Origin of the sequence: Xylophilus rhododendri (assembly GCF_009906855.1) — a bacterium.
Lineage (GTDB): Bacteria > Pseudomonadota > Gammaproteobacteria > Burkholderiales > Burkholderiaceae_C > Xylophilus > Xylophilus rhododendri.
On sequence record NZ_CP047650.1, the window covers coordinates 2,881,287 to 2,897,040 of the forward strand.

18 protein-coding genes and 1 pseudogene are annotated in these 15,754 nt (G+C 66.8%); 3 read left to right on the forward strand and 16 right to left on the reverse strand.

Annotation, left to right across the window (positions count from 1 at the left end):
• The first annotated feature begins 86 nt into the window (after positions 1–86).
• Positions 87–1,514, forward strand: a complete 1,428-nt coding sequence (locus GT347_RS13240; RefSeq protein ID WP_160552462.1) for an FAD-binding oxidoreductase — start codon at positions 87–89, stop codon at positions 1,512–1,514.
• Here the strand turns inward: GT347_RS13240 and GT347_RS13245 are convergent.
• The 6 genes from GT347_RS13245 to GT347_RS13270 form a co-directional block, all read right to left on the reverse strand.
• A complete protein-coding gene (locus GT347_RS13245; RefSeq protein WP_229722864.1) occupies positions 1,511–2,284 on the reverse strand; it encodes a class I SAM-dependent methyltransferase in 774 nt (257 codons plus the stop codon). The two genes, GT347_RS13240 and GT347_RS13245, sit on opposite strands and share 4 nt — an antisense overlap.
• A gap of 7 nt (positions 2,285–2,291) precedes the next feature.
• A complete protein-coding gene (locus GT347_RS13250) occupies positions 2,292–4,097 on the reverse strand; it encodes an ATP-binding protein (RefSeq protein ID WP_160552464.1) in 1,806 nt (601 codons plus the stop codon).
• Between the two features lie 61 nt (positions 4,098–4,158).
• Positions 4,159–4,767 carry a hypothetical protein gene (locus GT347_RS13255; protein ID WP_160552466.1) on the reverse strand — a complete coding sequence of 203 codons (609 nt, stop codon included), beginning with the start codon at positions 4,765–4,767 and terminating at the stop codon, positions 4,159–4,161.
• Positions 4,768–4,992: 225 nt separating this feature from the next.
• A complete protein-coding gene (locus tag GT347_RS13260; protein WP_160552468.1) occupies positions 4,993–5,757 on the reverse strand; it encodes an EAL domain-containing protein in 765 nt (254 codons plus the stop codon).
• Positions 5,758–5,945: 188 nt separating this feature from the next.
• On the reverse strand, positions 5,946–6,323 hold the full coding sequence (locus tag GT347_RS13265) for a hypothetical protein (protein WP_160552470.1): 378 nt from the start codon (positions 6,321–6,323) through the stop codon (positions 5,946–5,948).
• A 38-nt stretch (positions 6,324–6,361) separates the two neighbouring features.
• Complete coding sequence (locus GT347_RS13270; protein ID WP_160552472.1) at positions 6,362–6,538, reverse strand: hypothetical protein; 177 nt, start codon at positions 6,536–6,538, stop codon at positions 6,362–6,364.
• Positions 6,539–6,940: 402 nt separating this feature from the next.
• On the opposite strand from GT347_RS13270, the gene GT347_RS13275 reads away from it, so the two are divergent.
• Positions 6,941–7,600, forward strand: a complete 660-nt coding sequence (locus tag GT347_RS13275) for a LytR/AlgR family response regulator transcription factor (protein WP_229722865.1) — start codon at positions 6,941–6,943, stop codon at positions 7,598–7,600.
• Positions 7,601–7,607: 7 nt separating this feature from the next.
• Here the strand turns inward: GT347_RS13275 and GT347_RS13280 are convergent, their stop codons facing one another.
• The 10 genes and pseudogenes from GT347_RS13280 to GT347_RS13325 all read right to left on the reverse strand — a co-directional run bounded on the left by GT347_RS13280 (position 7,608) and on the right by GT347_RS13325 (position 14,859).
• Positions 7,608–8,546 carry a ParB/RepB/Spo0J family partition protein gene (locus GT347_RS13280; protein ID WP_160552476.1) on the reverse strand — a complete coding sequence of 313 codons (939 nt, stop codon included), beginning with the start codon at positions 8,544–8,546 and terminating at the stop codon, positions 7,608–7,610.
• Between the two features lie 19 nt (positions 8,547–8,565).
• Positions 8,566–9,162, reverse strand: coding sequence for an RBBP9/YdeN family alpha/beta hydrolase (locus GT347_RS13285; RefSeq protein WP_160552478.1), 597 nt, complete (start codon positions 9,160–9,162; stop codon positions 8,566–8,568).
• Positions 9,159–9,962: a ParA family protein gene (locus tag GT347_RS13290; protein WP_160552480.1), complete on the reverse strand. Its 804-nt coding sequence runs from the start codon at positions 9,960–9,962 to the stop codon at positions 9,159–9,161. Before GT347_RS13290 ends, GT347_RS13285 begins: the two co-directional genes overlap by 4 nt.
• Positions 9,963–10,033: 71 nt before the next feature.
• The gene (gene rsmG, locus GT347_RS13295; RefSeq protein ID WP_160552482.1) at positions 10,034–10,663 is read right to left on the reverse strand and encodes a 16S rRNA (guanine(527)-N(7))-methyltransferase RsmG; all 630 of its coding nucleotides are present in this window, start codon (positions 10,661–10,663) and stop codon (positions 10,034–10,036) included.
• A 5-nt stretch (positions 10,664–10,668) separates the two neighbouring features.
• Positions 10,669–12,635 (reverse strand): annotated as a pseudogene (mnmG, locus tag GT347_RS13300) (tRNA uridine-5-carboxymethylaminomethyl(34) synthesis enzyme MnmG).
• A complete protein-coding gene (locus tag GT347_RS13305; protein ID WP_160552484.1) occupies positions 12,632–13,102 on the reverse strand; it encodes a type II toxin-antitoxin system VapC family toxin in 471 nt (156 codons plus the stop codon). Before GT347_RS13305 ends, mnmG begins: the two are co-directional and overlap by 4 nt.
• Positions 13,096–13,341: a type II toxin-antitoxin system Phd/YefM family antitoxin gene (locus GT347_RS13310; protein ID WP_160552486.1), complete on the reverse strand. Its 246-nt coding sequence runs from the start codon at positions 13,339–13,341 to the stop codon at positions 13,096–13,098. Before GT347_RS13310 ends, GT347_RS13305 begins: the two co-directional genes overlap by 7 nt.
• Positions 13,342–13,451: 110 nt before the next feature.
• Positions 13,452–14,303 carry a transglutaminase-like domain-containing protein gene (locus GT347_RS13315; RefSeq protein WP_229722866.1) on the reverse strand — a complete coding sequence of 284 codons (852 nt, stop codon included), beginning with the start codon at positions 14,301–14,303 and terminating at the stop codon, positions 13,452–13,454.
• 108 nt (positions 14,304–14,411) lie between these two features.
• On the reverse strand, positions 14,412–14,660 hold the full coding sequence (locus GT347_RS13320) for a hypothetical protein (protein WP_160552488.1): 249 nt from the start codon (positions 14,658–14,660) through the stop codon (positions 14,412–14,414).
• Positions 14,661–14,673: 13 nt separating this feature from the next.
• Positions 14,674–14,859 (reverse strand): DUF1328 domain-containing protein, encoded by a 186-nt coding sequence (locus GT347_RS13325; RefSeq protein ID WP_160555340.1) that lies wholly within the window; start codon positions 14,857–14,859, stop codon positions 14,674–14,676.
• Between the two features lie 261 nt (positions 14,860–15,120).
• On the opposite strand from GT347_RS13325, the gene gstA reads away from it, so the two are divergent.
• The gene (gstA, locus tag GT347_RS13330; RefSeq protein WP_160552490.1) at positions 15,121–15,747 is read left to right on the forward strand and encodes a glutathione transferase GstA; all 627 of its coding nucleotides are present in this window, start codon (positions 15,121–15,123) and stop codon (positions 15,745–15,747) included.
• Positions 15,748–15,754 lie beyond the last annotated feature (7 nt).

Here is a 15,754-nt window from a genome sequence, read left to right on the forward strand (position 1 = left end):
GCAGGGATGGCGATCTGCGCCGGGCGGCTTCCCATGGCATGCTTGCCGGCTTTTCCCGATTTCGCTCCATCGAAAAAAGCCTCGCCATGAACGCTCCCGCCGCCTCCTCCCATCTGCTGCCCGCCGTCGCGCCGCGGCCGGTTCCCCAGGTCTTGCTGGATGCGCTGTCGGCACGCTTCGGCCCCAAGCAGTATTCGGTGGCGCAGGCGGTGCGCGAGCAGCATGGCCGCGACGAATCCTCCTTCGACGTGCCGCCGCCGGTGGCCGTGGTATTCGCAGAGAGCACCGAGGACGTGGCCGATGCGGTGCGCCTGGCGGCCGCGCATGCGGTGCCGGTGATCCCCTTCGGCAGCGGCTCCTCGCTCGAAGGCCATCTGCTGGCGGTGCAGGGCGGCATCAGCCTGGATGTGTCGCGCATGAACCGCCTGCTGCGCCTGGATGCCGACGACCTGACGGTGACGGTGCAGCCCGGCCTGACGCGCAAGCAGCTCAACGAGCAGATCAAGGACAGCGGCCTGTTCTTCCCCATCGATCCGGGCGCCGACGCCTCCCTCGGCGGCATGGTGGCCACGCGGGCATCCGGCACGAACGCGGTGCGCTACGGCACCATGCGCGAGAACGTGCTGGCGCTGGAAGTGGTGACCGCCTCCGGCGAGACCCTGCGCACCGGCACCCGTGCCCGCAAGTCCTCGGCCGGCTATGACCTGACCCGGCTGATCGTCGGCAGCGAAGGCACGCTGGCGGTGGTCACCGAGGTGACGCTGCGCCTGTACCCGCTGCCCGAGGCGGTGTCGGCCGCGGTCTGCTCCTTCCCCAGCATCGAGGCGGCGGTGCGCACCACGATCCAGACCATCCAGATGGGTGTGCCGATCGCGCGCTGCGAACTCATCGACGTGAACACGGTGCGCATGGTGAACCGCCATTCCAACCTCACCCTGCCCGAATCGCCGATGCTGCTGATGGAGTTCCACGGCTCGCCCACCGGCGTGGCCGAGCAGGCCGGGACGGTGCAGGAGATCGCAGCCGACCACGGCGGCAAGGGCTTCGAATGGGCCACCACGCCCGAGGAACGCACCCGGCTGTGGACGGCCCGGCACAACGCCTATTTCGCGGCCGTGCAGTCGCGCCCGGGCTGCCGGGCCGTGGCCACCGATACCTGCGTGCCGATCTCGCGCCTGGCCGACTGCCTGCTCGACTCGGTGCAGGAAGCCGACGCCAGCGGCATCCCCTACTTTCTCGTCGGCCATGTGGGCGACGGCAATTTCCACTTCGGCTATCTGATCGATCCCAACTCCGCCGAGGAACGCGCCACCGCCGAGGCGCTGAGCGATGCCCTGGTGGCCCGTGCGCTGGCCCTGGAAGGCACCTGCACCGGTGAGCACGGCATCGGGCTGCACAAGATGGGTTTCCTGGTGGACGAGGCCGGTGCCGGCGGCGTGGAGATGATGCGCACGCTCAAGCGGGCGCTGGATCCGCTGAACATCCTGAACCCGGGCAAGATCTTCGTGCTCTAGGCGTTCGGGCCTCTGCGGTAGGCCCAGACGGGTTTGCCGCCGGTGTCCGGCACCGCATGGGCCTCGAGGTCGGCATGCTCGTCGGGCAGCGGGAATTCCAGGCTGACCAGCCAGGCGCCGGGCCGCAGCTCCACCACCGCCTTGCTGGCGGCGCGTCCCATGCTCTCGGGGCGCTGGAAGAGGTAGACCATGTCCACGGCGCTCCAGTCGTCCTGCCAGATGTCGCCCTGGCGCACCCGCGCCCAGGGGCAGCGCAGCGCGCAGCCCAGGCGCAGCGGCCAGCTCCATTCGGTGCCGCGCAAGGCGGCGCGGGGATAGGCGGCACGCAGCGCGATCAGTCCGTCGCCCAGGCCGCAGCCGGCGTCCAGGACCACGGCGCCGTCGGCCAGGGACACGGTTTTCGGCAGCATTTCCAGCGCGCGCGGCGGCGTGGGAAACAGCGGTGCGTCGTGCCAGGCCCGCACCGGATAGACCAGCGCCAGCAAGGCCAGCGGCAGCAGCCAGGCCCAGGCCGGCACGCTGGCCGCGCCCAGGGCCGCGAAGGACAGCGGGTAGCCCGCCGCCACCATCAGCCGGCGCGAGCGGCGCGGCTGCGGAAGCGCGCACAGCACGCCCAGCAGCGTGGTGGTGAACAGGGCGATCAGCGGCGTCACGTCCACCGAACGCAGGCCGAGCCAGCAGACCCAGCAGCTGGCCCATGTCAGCAGGGCCGGCAGGGGCCAGGGCAGGCGGATGGAGCTTTTATGGCGGGATGGCGGGCGGATCGGCATCGGCCGATCATCGCGCCCATTTCTTCAGGACGGAAGCCACGGTCTCCAGCCGCACCGGCTTGAGCACATAGTCGTTCATGCCGACGTCCTGGATGGCGGCCACCCGGTCGACCGAGGCGAAGCCGGTCACGGCGACGATGGGCATGTGGCCGCTGCCGTTGGGCAGGGCGCGGATCAGCCGGGTGGCGGCGATGCCGTCGAGCTCGCCCAGTTCCAGGTCCATGAAGACCATGTCGTAGCGGTGTTCGCCGCACAGCCTGACGGCCTCCTCGCCGTCGGAGGCGACCGCCACCCGGCAGCCGAGCGCCTGCAGCATCTTGCGCAGGATGAGCCGGTTGGCGGCGGTGTCGTCCACCACCAGCACCTGCAGGGCGCCGAAGTCGGCCGGGCGGCGGGCGGCGATCATCGGCACCTTGCTGCTCTCGCCGCGCGGCAGGCGCCGGCGCTCCTCGTGCAGCGGCAGGCGGATGGTGAAGGCCGAGCCCTGGCCGACTTCGCTGACCACCCGGATATCGCCGCGCATCAGCTCCACCAGCGCCGCGCAGATGCTCAGCCCCAGCCCCCAGCCGCCGACGGTGGGACCGGTGGAGGACGGCACTTCCGAGACCCGCGAGAAGCGGTTGAACAGCGTCTTCTGGCGTTCGCTGGGAATGCCCGGCCCGTCGTCGCTGATCGCGATCTCGAGCAGCGGATTGAAGTTGCCCCGGTAGCGCGCCTGGATCACCACCGTGCCGCTCTCCATCACCTTGAGCGCATTGCCGACCAGGTTGAGCAGGATCTGCTGCAGCCGTGCCGCATCGCCGATCAGGATCTCGGGCACGGACGGATCGATGTCGGTGCGCACCACCAGGTCGCGGCCGTTGATGGCCGACGATGCGGAGACCACGGAGGTCCGCACCAGGTGGCGGAAGGAGAACGGCGCCAGGGCCAGGCGGGTGCGGCCGGCGTTGAGCCGGCCCACATCCAGCAGGTCGCTCAGCAGCACCTGCAACAGGCCGCCGGTTTCCCGGGCGTGCTCGATCATCTCCAGGTGTTCCTGCTGCGAGAGTTCGGGGTTGGCGGCGATGTCGAAGTAGCCGATGACCGAGGTGAGCGCGTTGCGCATCTCGTGGTTGAGGTTCTCGACGAACTCCTCCTCCGCACGCCGCACCGCCTGCGCCTCGTGCAGCAGCTGCGACTTCTCCTGGATCAGCCGCACCACCTCGCGGAAATTGGCCCAGTTGGCGCGCAGCACACCCAGCGTGGAGGCGCCCAGCACCGCCACCAGCGCGGTCATGATGGCGGCCTCGGGAGAGCTGACCTGCAGGCTCACACAGAAGGCGGACAGCAGCACCGGCACGGCGTAGGCCAGCGCGGCCAGCGGCAGCACATAGAGCATGGCGGCCGCGCCCAGCGCCAGGAAGGCCGCGCCGAAGCACAGCAGCGCGGTCGGCATGCAGCCCAGGCCGGGCACATAGAGCACCAGGCAGACCGCCCAGAAGCAGCCCAGCACGCCCGAATAGCCGATCTGCCGATGCAGATGCTGCAGCGACACGCTCAGCGGCCGCGGCCGGCGCCGCAGCCGCCACCAGCTCAGGGCGATGGGCGCCAGCAGGTAGGCCATGCCGATCAGCATGGGCGAGAGCTTCTGCCAGCTCATGAACTGGTGCAGCACCAGGGCGGTGAACACCATGCCCAGGCCGTTGCCGACGATCACCATCGGCATGTGCCGCACCAGGGCCACCGATTGCGCCACCCGCAGGTCGTTGACGGCCTCGGCCAGCCATTTGTGGTCGGCGTCGGCGGTGTCCGGAGCGTGTCCGGTATCTGTCATGCGACAGCCCTTCGGAAGTGGGTTTGCACGGAGGGTGCAGGCGCTGCCCGGCCGGGCAGGATCAGCTCGATTTGACGGGCCGTGCGATGGCCGTGAATCGCCCGCGGCAGAAGCAGCCCTCGCCCTTGTCCAGCGCGGTCCAGCCCTGGGGCACGGTGCCGGGCTGGCCCGGCTGGTTCATCACGGTCAGCGTCAGCTCGATCTTCCACAAGGCCAGGCGCTTCAGGGCGAAGAACACACGCGGCGTATAGCCCTCGAGCAGGGAGTCGACAGCGCGCTGCACGAAACGCACCATCTCCGCGGACTGCTCGGTGCGCAGGCTGACGTCGCCCTCGTGGCATTCGAATCGGGGCTCGATCGCATCGGCCATCAGGTAGCGCATGGCGGCGTAGCTGCGCGCCAGCTCGCAGAGACCGGCCAGCGTGGTGCCGCCGGCGCCCTGCACCCGGCTGGAGGCGGCGAGGTATTGCGCCAGGCGGCTGACCAGTTCGTCGCGAAAGTCCGCGTCGTCCGTGCCGACGCAGCGGTTGAGCAGATTCAGCACCGCATGCACGTTGAGCGATTCGCGCTCCTGCTGCACGGCGCCCAGCGCCAGGCACATGGCGGCGCGTGGCCCGGTGAGATAGGCCGGTACGGCGTAGCTGGAGTGGTGGCTGGAGCCGGATCTCATGAATCGCTGCCCTCGGGACTCGTGGCCGTGCAGTGCTGCGGCCGAGGCGCGGGACCAGGACCGCCTCGGGACGCCAGCCTCGATTGCAAAAGCGCGTTTTATACCGCAGCGCTCGCGCTTGCGGATTGAGGATTGGGTAAGCAGGCGGGGGATTCTGAATAAGGGCGGACCGGAGCAGGTGCCGACGGTCTGGATGGTGCCCTGGGCGGGAAGGGTCGGCCCGGGTCATTCGCTGCGTGCGGCGTGCTGCGGCCGGGCGGCCCAGGCCTGGGCGCCGGGCAGCGGCAGGGACAGGGCATTGCCCTGCAGCCGGATGCCCTGCAGCGGCAGCGCTGCGATCCAGTCCAGTTGCGCGACGGACTCCACCCCTTCGATGACGACCTGCTTGTGCAGCGCCCTGCACAGGTCCACCACCCGCGCCAGCAGGGTGCAGGCGACGGCGTCCTGCGGAATGCGCGCGAGGAAGGACTTGTCGATCTTCACCACGTCGAAGGGCAGCTCGGCCAGCTGCGACAGCGCCGAATGGCCGGTGCCGAAGTCGTCCATGGCCAGCCGCACGCCCGCACCGCGCAGCTGCGTGATGTTGGTGCGGCTGGTGTCACAAAGCTCCAGGAAGCGGCGTTCCACCAGTTCGAATTCGAGCTGGCCTCGGTGGACCTGGTGTTCGGCCAGCATCCGGCACACGCGGGGGGCGAACAGGATGTCTGCGAGGTCCTCGCATTCGATGTTCACCGAGATGAAGACCGGCGGATGCCCGAGTTCCCGCCAGGCCTTGAGCGTGCGGCAGGCGGTCTCCACCATGAAGAGCGTGAGCGCGCCCATCAGGCCGGCATGGGCCGCCAGGGGCAGGAAATGCTCGGGCGCGATGCTGCGCTCATCGGCCATGTTGAGGCGTACCAGTGCTTCGAAACCGCAGAGCGTCGTTCCCGGCAGCAGGTACTGCGGCTGGAACACGATGCCCAGGTGCTGTGCGCGCAGCGCGTCGATCATCGCGGGCTCGTCGGCTCCGCGGCGTTCGATGTCCCCGGGGGGTGGCCTGATGACGCGGCGCAGGTAACGGTGTGCATGGTGGCGCCTGTTGGGTGATGGCTGGGCCAGGAGAACGGTGTGGCGCTGGCTTGCAGCAGCCATGAGCGTGCGCGCCGCGCGAGGCGGCGAACACGTGGTTAGAACAGCGCTCAGCCACGCGAGGGGTGTTTGAGGAAGTGTTTGACCTTCACGCTGATTTCCGTGAAGTTGGCATGGGCCGGATCCATGATCAGCGCCATGCCTTCCGGCGTGATGGAGGTCGGCACCCAGGCGCCGAGGTACTTGTGTTCACGCAAGCGGGCGAGCAGGTCCGGCGACACGGTCTCGTTGCTGCCCAGGTCGAGGATGACGCCGTTCGCCGGCAGGGTCAGTTTCTCCCAGAGCATTTCCTCGGGCTCGATGCCGGCGCTCAGGAATGCGCTGCACATCGCCGCGAGTTCCGGCCTGCTCCAGGCGTAGACCACCCGCTCCCCGGCCCTGTGGAAGAGTCCGTCGTAGGTAGCGGGTTCGGCGCCGGCATGTTCCAACGCTTGCGTCGGGTGGATGCGACGGAAGGCGTATCGACTCATATGGGCCAGCCTTTGGCAAGTGCCTCGACCAGCGCGCCGAGCTGCTGCGCCTTGGCCGGGGAGGACTGCGCGTGCTTGGGCGACGCGCCCAGCAGGGGGTGATTAGCTTCGAACCAACGCTCGGCCTTTCGGTATGAGCCCATCACCAGGCAGGTGCGCTGGAACAGGACCATGGGTGTTTCCTGAATCGAGACGGTTGGTCGGCGGCGGGGGGGCAATGCGGTTGTCATGGTTTTCGGCCGGCTCCAGGTCAGGTGGATGAAATACGGCTACAGCCGTTACGTTTTCTGCCGACCGACTGACATGTGATGTACGTCGGTTTGCATTGAAACGAAGCATCACAAATGTTGGGTGCCTTGGAGGCGTTATGCGACGAAACCCTGTTTTCGCGGGATGAACCGGCGTATGGCGCGACGAAATGAGAAAGTGCTTGGATGCTTACTTTTTTGATCGGTCACCTCTCGGTATTTGTGAGAGTGTGTCCTAACATGCGTAAGAGATGATAAAGACAAAGGTTGTGGATGAGGGTCGTGGTAGGCGAGGACGACCGGGTGCAAAGAGAGCGTGTCGGGCGCATGATTGCCCGGCTGCGGCCGCAGTGGAGGCAGGTCGCGCATGCGGCGACGCCGGAGGGCGTGCTGACTGCCATCGCCGACTTCCGGCCTGAGCTCGCCGTGCTCGACATTCACATGGGCGGTGAGGGCCCGCGCTGGATCCGCCGCCTGCCGTCCGGCCTGGCGGTGGTCTTCACCACGGTGGACCCCTCGCTCGCGGTGGACGCGTTCGAGCTTTCGGCAACCGACTATGTCCTCAAACCCCTGAAGCCGCAGCGCATGGAGATCGCCTTCGATCGGGTGCAGGCACTCCAGCAGTTGCAGCAAGCTGTTCGATTAGAGCCGGGCGATCAGCTGCCGCTGGAGACCATCGTGGCCTCGCGCGGGTCCGATGTGCTGCTGTTGCACACCGACGAAATCTGCTACCTGCAGTCGGACCACAAATACACACGGGTGGTGACGGCCCGTGAGCAGGGGCTGGTGCGTACTTCGATCACGGATCTCGAGCAGCGGCTCGATCCGCGGTATTTCCGGCGCATCCATCGCGCCACGCTGGTCAATCTGCGCATGGTGCGGCGCATCTCCCGCAGCGCCTCCGGCCGCATGCAGGTGGAGCTGCGCGGCTCGGCCGACGTGCTCGACGTCAGCCGGGCCTTCGAGGGGGTTTTCCGGCCCCTCTGAGGCCGCCTCAGGCCGAGGCGGGCCGCAGGCGCTCGATCAGGCCGTTGAGTTCGTCCAGCGATGCGAAATGGATCGCCAGCTCACCGCTCTCCTCCGCCGCGCCGCCGCGTTTCTGGCGCTTCTTGATGCGCACCTCGACCTGCGCGGTGAACAGGTCGGAGAGTTCTTCCTCGACCCGCCGCAGATCGCGCGATTTTTCCGGCTTGGCCGCAGCCACGGGCTTCTGCGCCCCCAGGCCGAACTCGGCGCCCACCCTGCGGGCCAGCGATTCGGCCTCGCGCACCGACAGCTTGCGCGCGGCGATCTGGTGGGCCGCGGTGATCTGCGCGGCCTTGTCCAGCGGCAGCAGGGCGCGGGCATGGCCCATGTCCAGGTCGCCGGCCATCAGCATGGTCTGCACCGGCTCAGCCAGGGCCAGCAGGCGCAGCAGGTTGCTGGCCGCGCTGCGTGAGCGGCCGACCGACTGCGCGGCCTGCTCGTGGGTCAGGCCGAACTCCTTGACCAGGCGCTGCAGCCCTTGCGCTTCTTCCAGCGGATTGAGGTCCTCGCGCTGGATGTTCTCGATCAGCGCCATGGCCGCGGCGGCTTCGTCGGGCACGTCGCGCACCAGCACCGGAACGCTGTCCAGGCCGGCCAGGCGTGCGGCCCGGAAACGTCGCTCGCCCGCGATGATTTCGTACTTGCCGGCGTTCTCGCCCGTCGCCAGCCGGCGCACGAGGATGGGCTGCATGATGCCCTGCGCCTTGATGCTCTCGGCCAGCTCGTAGAGGGCGCCCTCGTCCATGCGAGTGCGGGGCTGGTACATGCCGGCCACCATTGCATCGAGCGTCAGGCTGTGCGGCAGGCTGCCTTCGGCTGCGGGATCGGTGCTGCTCGTCTCCACGGCCTTGGGGCCGAGCAGCATTTCGAGGCCGCGGCCCAGTCCCTTGGATTTCTTGGTAACCATGATGGAAAAATGAGGTAGTTCAGTTGAGCGGCGTCGATGCGGTCGACACCGGCGCGGTGGGCAGGGCCACGGCGGCGGCGCCGGCTGCTTCGCGCAGATAGGCGTGCGCCCGGGGCCAGTCGCCCAGGCCCGAAGCCGCGTTGAGATGGCCCTGGGCTCCGACATCGACCAGCGCCGCGCCCCAGGCCGCCGCGAACTCGCGGCTACGGGCCAGGCTGGCATAGGGATCGTCGCTGCTGGCGATCACCGTGCTGATGAAGGGCAGGCGCTGCAGGACCAGCGGCGACCAGCCGTGCAGCTGGGCACGCAGGTCGTCACGCTCCAGGTCCGGCGGCGCCACCAGCAGTGCGGCCCGCACCAGGCGGGTATTACGCGAATGGGCAGCCCAGGCGGCCACCAGGGCGCATCCCAGGCTGTGCGCGACCAGCACCGTGGGTGCACCCGCCCCGGCCAGGATTTCGTCTTCCAGGCGCGCATTCCAGTCGCCGCGCAGGGGGCGGTCCCAGTCGTGCTGTTCCACGCGCCGATAGCCGTACAAGGCTTCCCAGCGGCTTTGCCAATGCTCGGGGCCGCTGCCGTGCCAGCCCGGGACGGTCAGGACACGTGCGACCGTCATGCCGTCACCGCATTGGCGGGGTTCTTCGCGCGGTCGACCATTTCGGTTGCGAAAGTCACAAAGGCTTGCGCGCCCTTGGAGGCCGGGTCGAACACCACGCCAGGAAGCCCGTAACTCGGCGCTTCCGCCAGCCGCACATTGCGGGGGATCACGGTGTTGAAAACCTTGTCGCCGAAGTGATCCTTGAGCTGCTCGCTTACCTGCTGCTGCAGCGTAATGCGCGGGTCGAACATCACACGCAGCAGGCCGATGATCTTCAGGTCCTTGTTGAGGTTGGCATGCACCTGCTTGATGGTGTTGACCAGATCGGTCAGGCCCTCTAGCGCGAAGTATTCGCACTGCATGGGCACGATCACGCCATGGGCGGCGCAAAGCCCGTTGAGGGTCAACAGGGACAGGGATGGCGGACAGTCGATGAGCACGAAGTCGTAGTCGGCATCGACTGCCTTCAGCGCCGTCTTGAGCAGCCGTTCACGGTTCTCCATTTCGACCATCTCGAGTTCCGCACCGGCGAGTTCCCGGTTGGCGCCGAGGACGTCATAGGCGCAGCCGCTGGCTTCGAGCCGCTCCGCGCGCACCCGGGCCTGTGCCACCGGCGTGGCATCGACCAGGACTTCATACAGGGATGCTTCCAGGGCGCGTTTGTCCACGCCCGACCCCATGGTCGCATTGCCTTGGGGGTCGAGGTCAACGAGGAGCACGCGCTGGCCGATCTTCGCCAGCCCGGCTGCCAGGTTGACGGACGTGGTGGTCTTGCCGACGCCGCCCTTTTGATTGGCGACACAAAAAATTTGGGCCATTTTGGAGATGTGATGCGAGGAAGGCCGGACCGCCGTTCTTGGCAAGTCCATGGCGGGAGAGGCGTGCGAGTTTAAGTCGAAGCGCGCATCCAGACGATGCACCGCTCGGCCTGCAGTCCAGGCACCTGGATTTGTTCCACGTGAAACACCTGAACGCCCTGCCCTATCGCGGCGATTTCGTCCGCTGGATGTTTGCCTTTGAGCGCCATCCAGACGCCGTCAGCTGCCAGCGAGCTGCGGGACCAGGTTGTGAAATCCACCAGGGAGGCGAATGCGCGTGAGCACAGCACGTCGAATGGTTGCGTCAGTGTTTCCACGCGAGCATGCACGCCTCGCAAATTCGGCAGGCGCAATTCCAGCGCCACCTGCTGCTGGAACGCCGCTTTCTTGGCCACTGTATCGACGCAGGCCACCTGGGCCTGGGGGCAGCAAATGGCGATGACGGCACCGGGCAAGCCGCCGCCGGAACCGACATCCATCAGGCTGAAAGGCTTGTCGTCGCCTCGCTGCCGCACCAAGGCGGGGATGACGGCCAGGCTGTCCAGCAGGTGGTGGGTCAACATCTCGGCGGGGTCACGCACCGCGGTCAGGTTGTAGACCTTGTTCCATTTCTGGAGCATGCCGAGGTAGCGCTGCAGCAAATCCAGCTGGGTGGCGCTCAATTGCAATCCGATGCGCTGCGCGCCTTCTTCCAAAGTCATCGTGTTCAAGCCGGCACCGCCTCGTTCTCCGCCGCGCTCGGTCCCTTGAAGCCACGCTTCTTCAAATGCACCATCAACAGCGAAATCGCCGCTGGCGTGATGCCGGAAATGCGCGACGCCTGTCCCAGGGTTTCCGGTCGTTGGCTTTGCAGTTTTTGCCTGACTTCGATGCTCAGGGCATTGACCTGCATGTAGTCGATGTCAGCGGGAAGCTTCATCTTTTCATGGTGGGCGGAGCGTTCCACGTCGTCTCGTTGGCGTTCGATGTAGCCCGAATACTTGGCGGAGATCTCGATCTGCTCGATCACCACGTCCATCACCTCCCCAGTGTTTCACGTGAAACATCGGGCGAAACAAAGCGACCACCGTCCAGCGACATCAATTCTGAATAATTGACATCCGGTCTTCTGAGCAGGTCTGCGAGGTTGTACTCGTGCTCGATCGCCTTGCCCAGCACGCGCTCCGATTCTTCGGCCGGCAGGCTGCGGGGATTGACCCAGATGGAGCGTAGGCGCTCTGTTTCACGTGAAACAGCATCACGCTTGCGGCTGAAGGCCTCCCACTGGGCGTCGCTCACCAGGCCCATCTTGCGGCCGGCTTCGGTGAGGCGTGCGTCCGCGTTGTCTTCCCGCAGCTGCAGGCGGAACTCCGCACGGCTGGTGAACATGCGGTAGGGCTCGGTCACGCCCTTGGTGATCAGGTCGTCGACCAGCACGCCCAGATAAGCTTCGTCGCGCTGCGGCAGCCACGGGCCATCTCCCCGCACCTGCAAGGCGGCGTTGATGCCGGCGAACAGGCCCTGGGCCGCAGCCTCCTCGTAGCCCGTGGTTCCGTTGATCTGGCCAGCGAAAAACAGGCCCTGGATCTGGCGGGTCTCGAAGCTGGAAGTCAGCGACCGGGGGTCGAAATAGTCGTATTCGATCGCATAGCCCGGCCGCAGGATGTGTGCGTTTTCCAGCCCTTTCATCGAACGGACCAGTTCGTACTGGATGTCGAATGGCAGGCTGGTGGAGATGCCGTTCGGGTAGATCTCGTGCGTGCTCAGCCCTTCCGGTTCCAGGAAGATCTGGTGGCTGTCCTTGTCGGCGAAACGGTTGATCTTGTCTTCGACGCTGGGGCAGTAGCGTGGGCCGATACCTTCGATCTTGCCGGTGAACATGGGGCTGCGGTCGAATCCGCTGCGGATGATGTCGTGGGTCTTCTCATTGGTGTGGGTGATCCAGCACGGCATCTGGCGCGGGTGCATCGCTGCCGAACCCATGAAGCTGAAGCTGGGCACCCGGCCTTCGTTCACGCCGCCGGGCATGCCGTCGCCCGGCTGCACCGCGCATTGGCTGAAGTCGATGCTGCGGCCGTCCAGGCGGGGCGGTGTGCCGGTCTTGAGGCGGCCCTGCGGCAGCTTCAGTTCCTTGAGGCGCGCCGACAAGGAGGTGGCTGGCGGGTCCCCTGCCCGGCCGCCCGCATAGTTGTTCAGGCCGACGTGGATCTTCCCGTCCAGGAAGGTGCCGGCCGTCAGCACCACGGCACGTGCGCGGAAGGTGATGCCCACCTGGGTCACGGCGCCCACGACCCGGTCCCCTTCGACCACCAGGTCATCGACTGCCTGCTGGAACAGCCAGAGGTTCGGCTGGTTCTCCAGCCGCTGGCGGATGGCGGCCTTGTAGAGGACGCGATCGGCCTGCGCCCGGGTGGCCCGCACGGCAGGCCCCTTGGAACTGTTGAGGATGCGGAACTGGATGCCCGACTCATCGGTGGCGATGCCCATCGCACCACCCAGCGCATCCACCTCCTTGACCAGATGGCCCTTGCCGATGCCGCCGATGGACGGGTTGCAGCTCATCTGCCCCAGCGTCTCGATGTTGTGGGTCAGCAGCAAGGTCTTGCTGCCCATGCGGGCGGCCGCCAGTGCGGCTTCGGTGCCGGCATGGCCGCCACCGACGACGATCACGTCGAATTCCTGGGGATAGATCACGATGCTTCCTCTGGTGCGCTGGGCACGTATTCGGTTCTCAGGCCCAGTTGCCGGGCCGCGTTCGCCTGCATCTGGTCGCAGGTCACAAAAAGATCGACGCGCGCCGAGAGGGCGCTGCCGATGTGCAGGGCGTCGGTAGCGCGCAGGGGCGCGTGTTCCATGGCGGCGAAGGCGAAGCGTTCGACATGGGCGTCGAGCGGCACCCGCTCCATGTCGGCGACGTCCTGCTGCGCCATGGTCCAGGCACGGTCGAATTCGGTCGCCGACAGGCTGCCTTGCTGGCGCCGCCGCAGCAGCATGGAAGCCACCTCCGCCTGGCAATGCGCAGCGACGAAGGCGGCGCCGGTGGCGGCGAACAGGTCCAGGATGCGCTGGCGGCCGGCTTCGGCCACATAACGCTTGCTCAGGGCGGAGGTGTCGAAGAGCACCCGCGGGCTGCCCTCGCGTGGTGTGACCTGGCTCACCATGCCGCCCTCGCCCGGTCCTCGATGACCGCATCCGCCAGCGACTGCCCCGCGGGCAGTACAACCGGATCGAAAGGCCGTTTCCAGCTTGGCAGACGCTCGGGGCCGGCGCTGCCGGAGGGTGGAACCAAATCAGCTACGGGCTTGCCGTGCCGCATGATGCGTACGGTCTCGCCCTGCTCGACCAGATCGAGCATGGCCGAGGCATTGGCGCGGAACTCACTCAGGGGAAGAATGTGCATGATGTACAAATCGCTTGGGATTTGTACATTTTATCGGCGAGGGTCCGAATCCCCTTCCCCATGAAAAAAGCCCTGCGCGGGCAGGGCTTGTCGAAGTGCGAAGCAGGCTCTCAGGCCATGACCAAGCGCTGTACCGTGGCCTCGATCGGATCGGGGTTCTCACTGGGCGGCTGCCCGTCGTGGTTCACCTGGATGTGCATATAGGTCATGGTGACCGAGCCGAACATGGTGGCGAAGGCGGTGTCCTTCGCATCGCGCCCGTTGCCGACCCGCACTACCGCCTCGACCGGTGCCAGATGCGTCGGATCGAACATCACCCAGCGGCCGCCGAGCCAGGCTTCGAAAGTGGCATGGAAGTCCTGCGGCGGATCGTTGAAATGCACATAGCCCACCACCAGGCGCGCCGGGATGTTGAGCGCGCGGCAAAAGGTGATCGCCAGGTGAGCGAAGTCGCGGCACACGCCGGCGCGCTGCAGATAGACGTCCTGGGCGCTGGTGGTGGGCGTGCTCACGCCGAGCTGGTAGGCGATGTTGTCGCGTATCCATTCGCAGATGTGCTGCACCCGGGCATAGCCGCGGGGAGCGCCGGAAAACAGGTGCTGCGCGGCGCGGCTCATCACGTCGGACTGGCAATAGCGGCTGGGCAGCAGGTAGTGCAGCACCTCGTTGGGCATCTCGGTGATGCTGCTTTCCTGCAGCGAGCTGTCGGGGCTGCTGCGCAGCATCTCGATCTGGGCGTCGTAGCGCAGCTTCAGGGTGCCGGGGATGCCGTCGCAGCGGAAGAAGCGGTTGCCGTTGTTGGGGTCCTCGAACTGGCGCACCTGGATGCCAGGGGTGACCACCAGGGATTCGTCGAGGATGCGCTGGTCATCGCGCCGCGAGGCCTGGATGTTGAAGCAGAAATGGGTGTCCGCATGGATCGCATATTCGAGATCGCAGCGGAGGCGGGTGATGTTGTTCACGATGGAAGGGAAGTTCTGTTGGCACGAAAGGCGGTCAAAAAAGATCGCAAAAAAAGGCCGCGATGCATCGCGGCCTGATGGCTGGGCGGCGGCAGCGCCGCGCGGGTATCAGTCGCCGTGGCGCACCACGTGCAGACGGCGCGCCATGCCCGCAGCCGCATGCGCCATGGCATCGGCAGCACGCTGGCGGCGTTTGCGCGCGGGCGGCACGCCTCCTTCCCACCAGCTGTTGGCCGAAGTGGCCATCACCTTGGTGGCGTACCAGAGCGGTGTGTACATCGGCACGACCTGTGCGGCCGAACGTTCGAAAGCGGCGGTGCGCGCAAGCGGAAAAGCGGTCGAGGGAAAGAAATTCATGTCTGCCGGATCCTCAGTCGATCGCCTTGCGCACCGCACCCACTCCGAGGGCGGCCAGCACGATGAAAACGATGGCGATCAGCAGGAACAGGCCGAAGAGGATCTTGGCGATGCCGGCCGAGCCGGCGGCCACGCCGGTGAAACCCAGGGCACCGGCGATGAGGGAAATGATGGCGAAGATGATGGCGTACTTGAGCATGTCGTTCTCCTGTGGCGACAAACGCATGGGCCGGATCGGCTGAGCAGCGTTTGCCTCGATGGTGCGACTCTAGGCAGGCCGTCCATCGGCCCGGGTGAGGCTGTCCCGCTTTGGCCTGTAGGACGGATTCCAGGCAGTCGGGACCGGCGAAGCGCAAGGCGCCGACTGCCGCTAGCATGCGTTCGCTACAGCAGAAGGCGACAGCGTCTCCTGCAACCCCCACTTCTCCCGAACCCCCAACTCCAGCCCAGAAAGCCCTCCATGAAGCTCTATTTCAGCCCCGGCGCCTGCTCCCTCTCCCCGCACATCGTGCTGCACGAAGCCGGCCTGGCGCACGAGGCCATCCCGGCGCCCACCAAGACCCACAAGCTGCCCGACGGCACCGACTACTACAGCATCAACCCCCTGGGTTATGTGCCGCTGCTGGAACTCGACGACGGCACCCGCCTGCGCGAGGCCGCGGTCATCGTGCAGTACATCGCCGACCTGGCGCCGCAGAAGAACCTGATCCCGGCGCACGGCACCATGGCCCGCTACCGCATGCTGGAGTGGCTGAACTTCATCGCCACCGAGCTGCACAAGGGTTTCGGCCCGCTCTTCAATCCCAATGCGCCGGAAGAGTTCAAGCAGGCCGCCAAGCTCAAGCTCAAGTCGCGCCTGACCTGGCTGGACAGCCAGCTCGAAGGCCGTGACTACCTGGCCGGCGACAGCTTCAGCGTCGCCGATGCCTATCTGTTCACCATGCTGACCTGGGCGCAGCGCATGGCGCTGGACATCAACGGCCTGGAGCGGGTGAACGGCTTCTTCAGCCGCACCGCCGCGCGGCCCGCCGTGAAGGCCGCGCTGGCGATGGAGCAGCAACAGCAACAACAACAGCAGCAGCAGTAAGCCGCCT

What these genes read in the sequence shown, in the direction of transcription:
- GT347_RS13290 (WP_160552480.1), bottom strand. Translation starts at nt 9,962, where the DNA reads ATGGCCCAAATTTTTTGTGTCGCCAATCAAAAGGGCGGCGTCGGCAAG.
- GT347_RS13280 (WP_160552476.1), bottom strand. Translation starts at nt 8,546, where the DNA reads ATGGTTACCAAGAAATCCAAGGGACTGGGCCGCGGCCTCGAAATGCTG.
- GT347_RS13285 (WP_160552478.1), bottom strand. Translation starts at nt 9,162, where the DNA reads ATGACGGTCGCACGTGTCCTGACCGTCCCGGGCTGGCACGGCAGCGGC.
- gstA (WP_160552490.1), top strand. Translation starts at nt 15,121, where the DNA reads ATGAAGCTCTATTTCAGCCCCGGCGCCTGCTCCCTCTCCCCGCACATC.
- GT347_RS13325 (WP_160555340.1), bottom strand. Translation starts at nt 14,859, where the DNA reads ATGCTCAAGTACGCCATCATCTTCGCCATCATTTCCCTCATCGCCGGT.
- GT347_RS13310 (WP_160552486.1), bottom strand. Translation starts at nt 13,341, where the DNA reads ATGCACATTCTTCCCCTGAGTGAGTTCCGCGCCAATGCCTCGGCCATG.
- GT347_RS13305 (WP_160552484.1), bottom strand. Translation starts at nt 13,102, where the DNA reads ATGGTGAGCCAGGTCACACCACGCGAGGGCAGCCCGCGGGTGCTCTTC.
- GT347_RS13320 (WP_160552488.1), bottom strand. Translation starts at nt 14,660, where the DNA reads ATGAATTTCTTTCCCTCGACCGCTTTTCCGCTTGCGCGCACCGCCGCT.
- rsmG (WP_160552482.1), bottom strand. Translation starts at nt 10,663, where the DNA reads ATGACTTTGGAAGAAGGCGCGCAGCGCATCGGATTGCAATTGAGCGCC.
- GT347_RS13245 (WP_229722864.1), bottom strand. Translation starts at nt 2,284, where the DNA reads ATGCCGATCCGCCCGCCATCCCGCCATAAAAGCTCCATCCGCCTGCCC.
- GT347_RS13270 (WP_160552472.1), bottom strand. Translation starts at nt 6,538, where the DNA reads ATGGTCCTGTTCCAGCGCACCTGCCTGGTGATGGGCTCATACCGAAAG.
- GT347_RS13255 (WP_160552466.1), bottom strand. Translation starts at nt 4,767, where the DNA reads ATGAGATCCGGCTCCAGCCACCACTCCAGCTACGCCGTACCGGCCTAT.
- GT347_RS13240 (WP_160552462.1), top strand. Translation starts at nt 87, where the DNA reads ATGAACGCTCCCGCCGCCTCCTCCCATCTGCTGCCCGCCGTCGCGCCG.
- GT347_RS13260 (WP_160552468.1), bottom strand. Translation starts at nt 5,757, where the DNA reads ATGATCGACGCGCTGCGCGCACAGCACCTGGGCATCGTGTTCCAGCCG.
- GT347_RS13275 (WP_229722865.1), top strand. Translation starts at nt 6,941, where the DNA reads ATGATTGCCCGGCTGCGGCCGCAGTGGAGGCAGGTCGCGCATGCGGCG.
- GT347_RS13250 (WP_160552464.1), bottom strand. Translation starts at nt 4,097, where the DNA reads ATGACAGATACCGGACACGCTCCGGACACCGCCGACGCCGACCACAAA.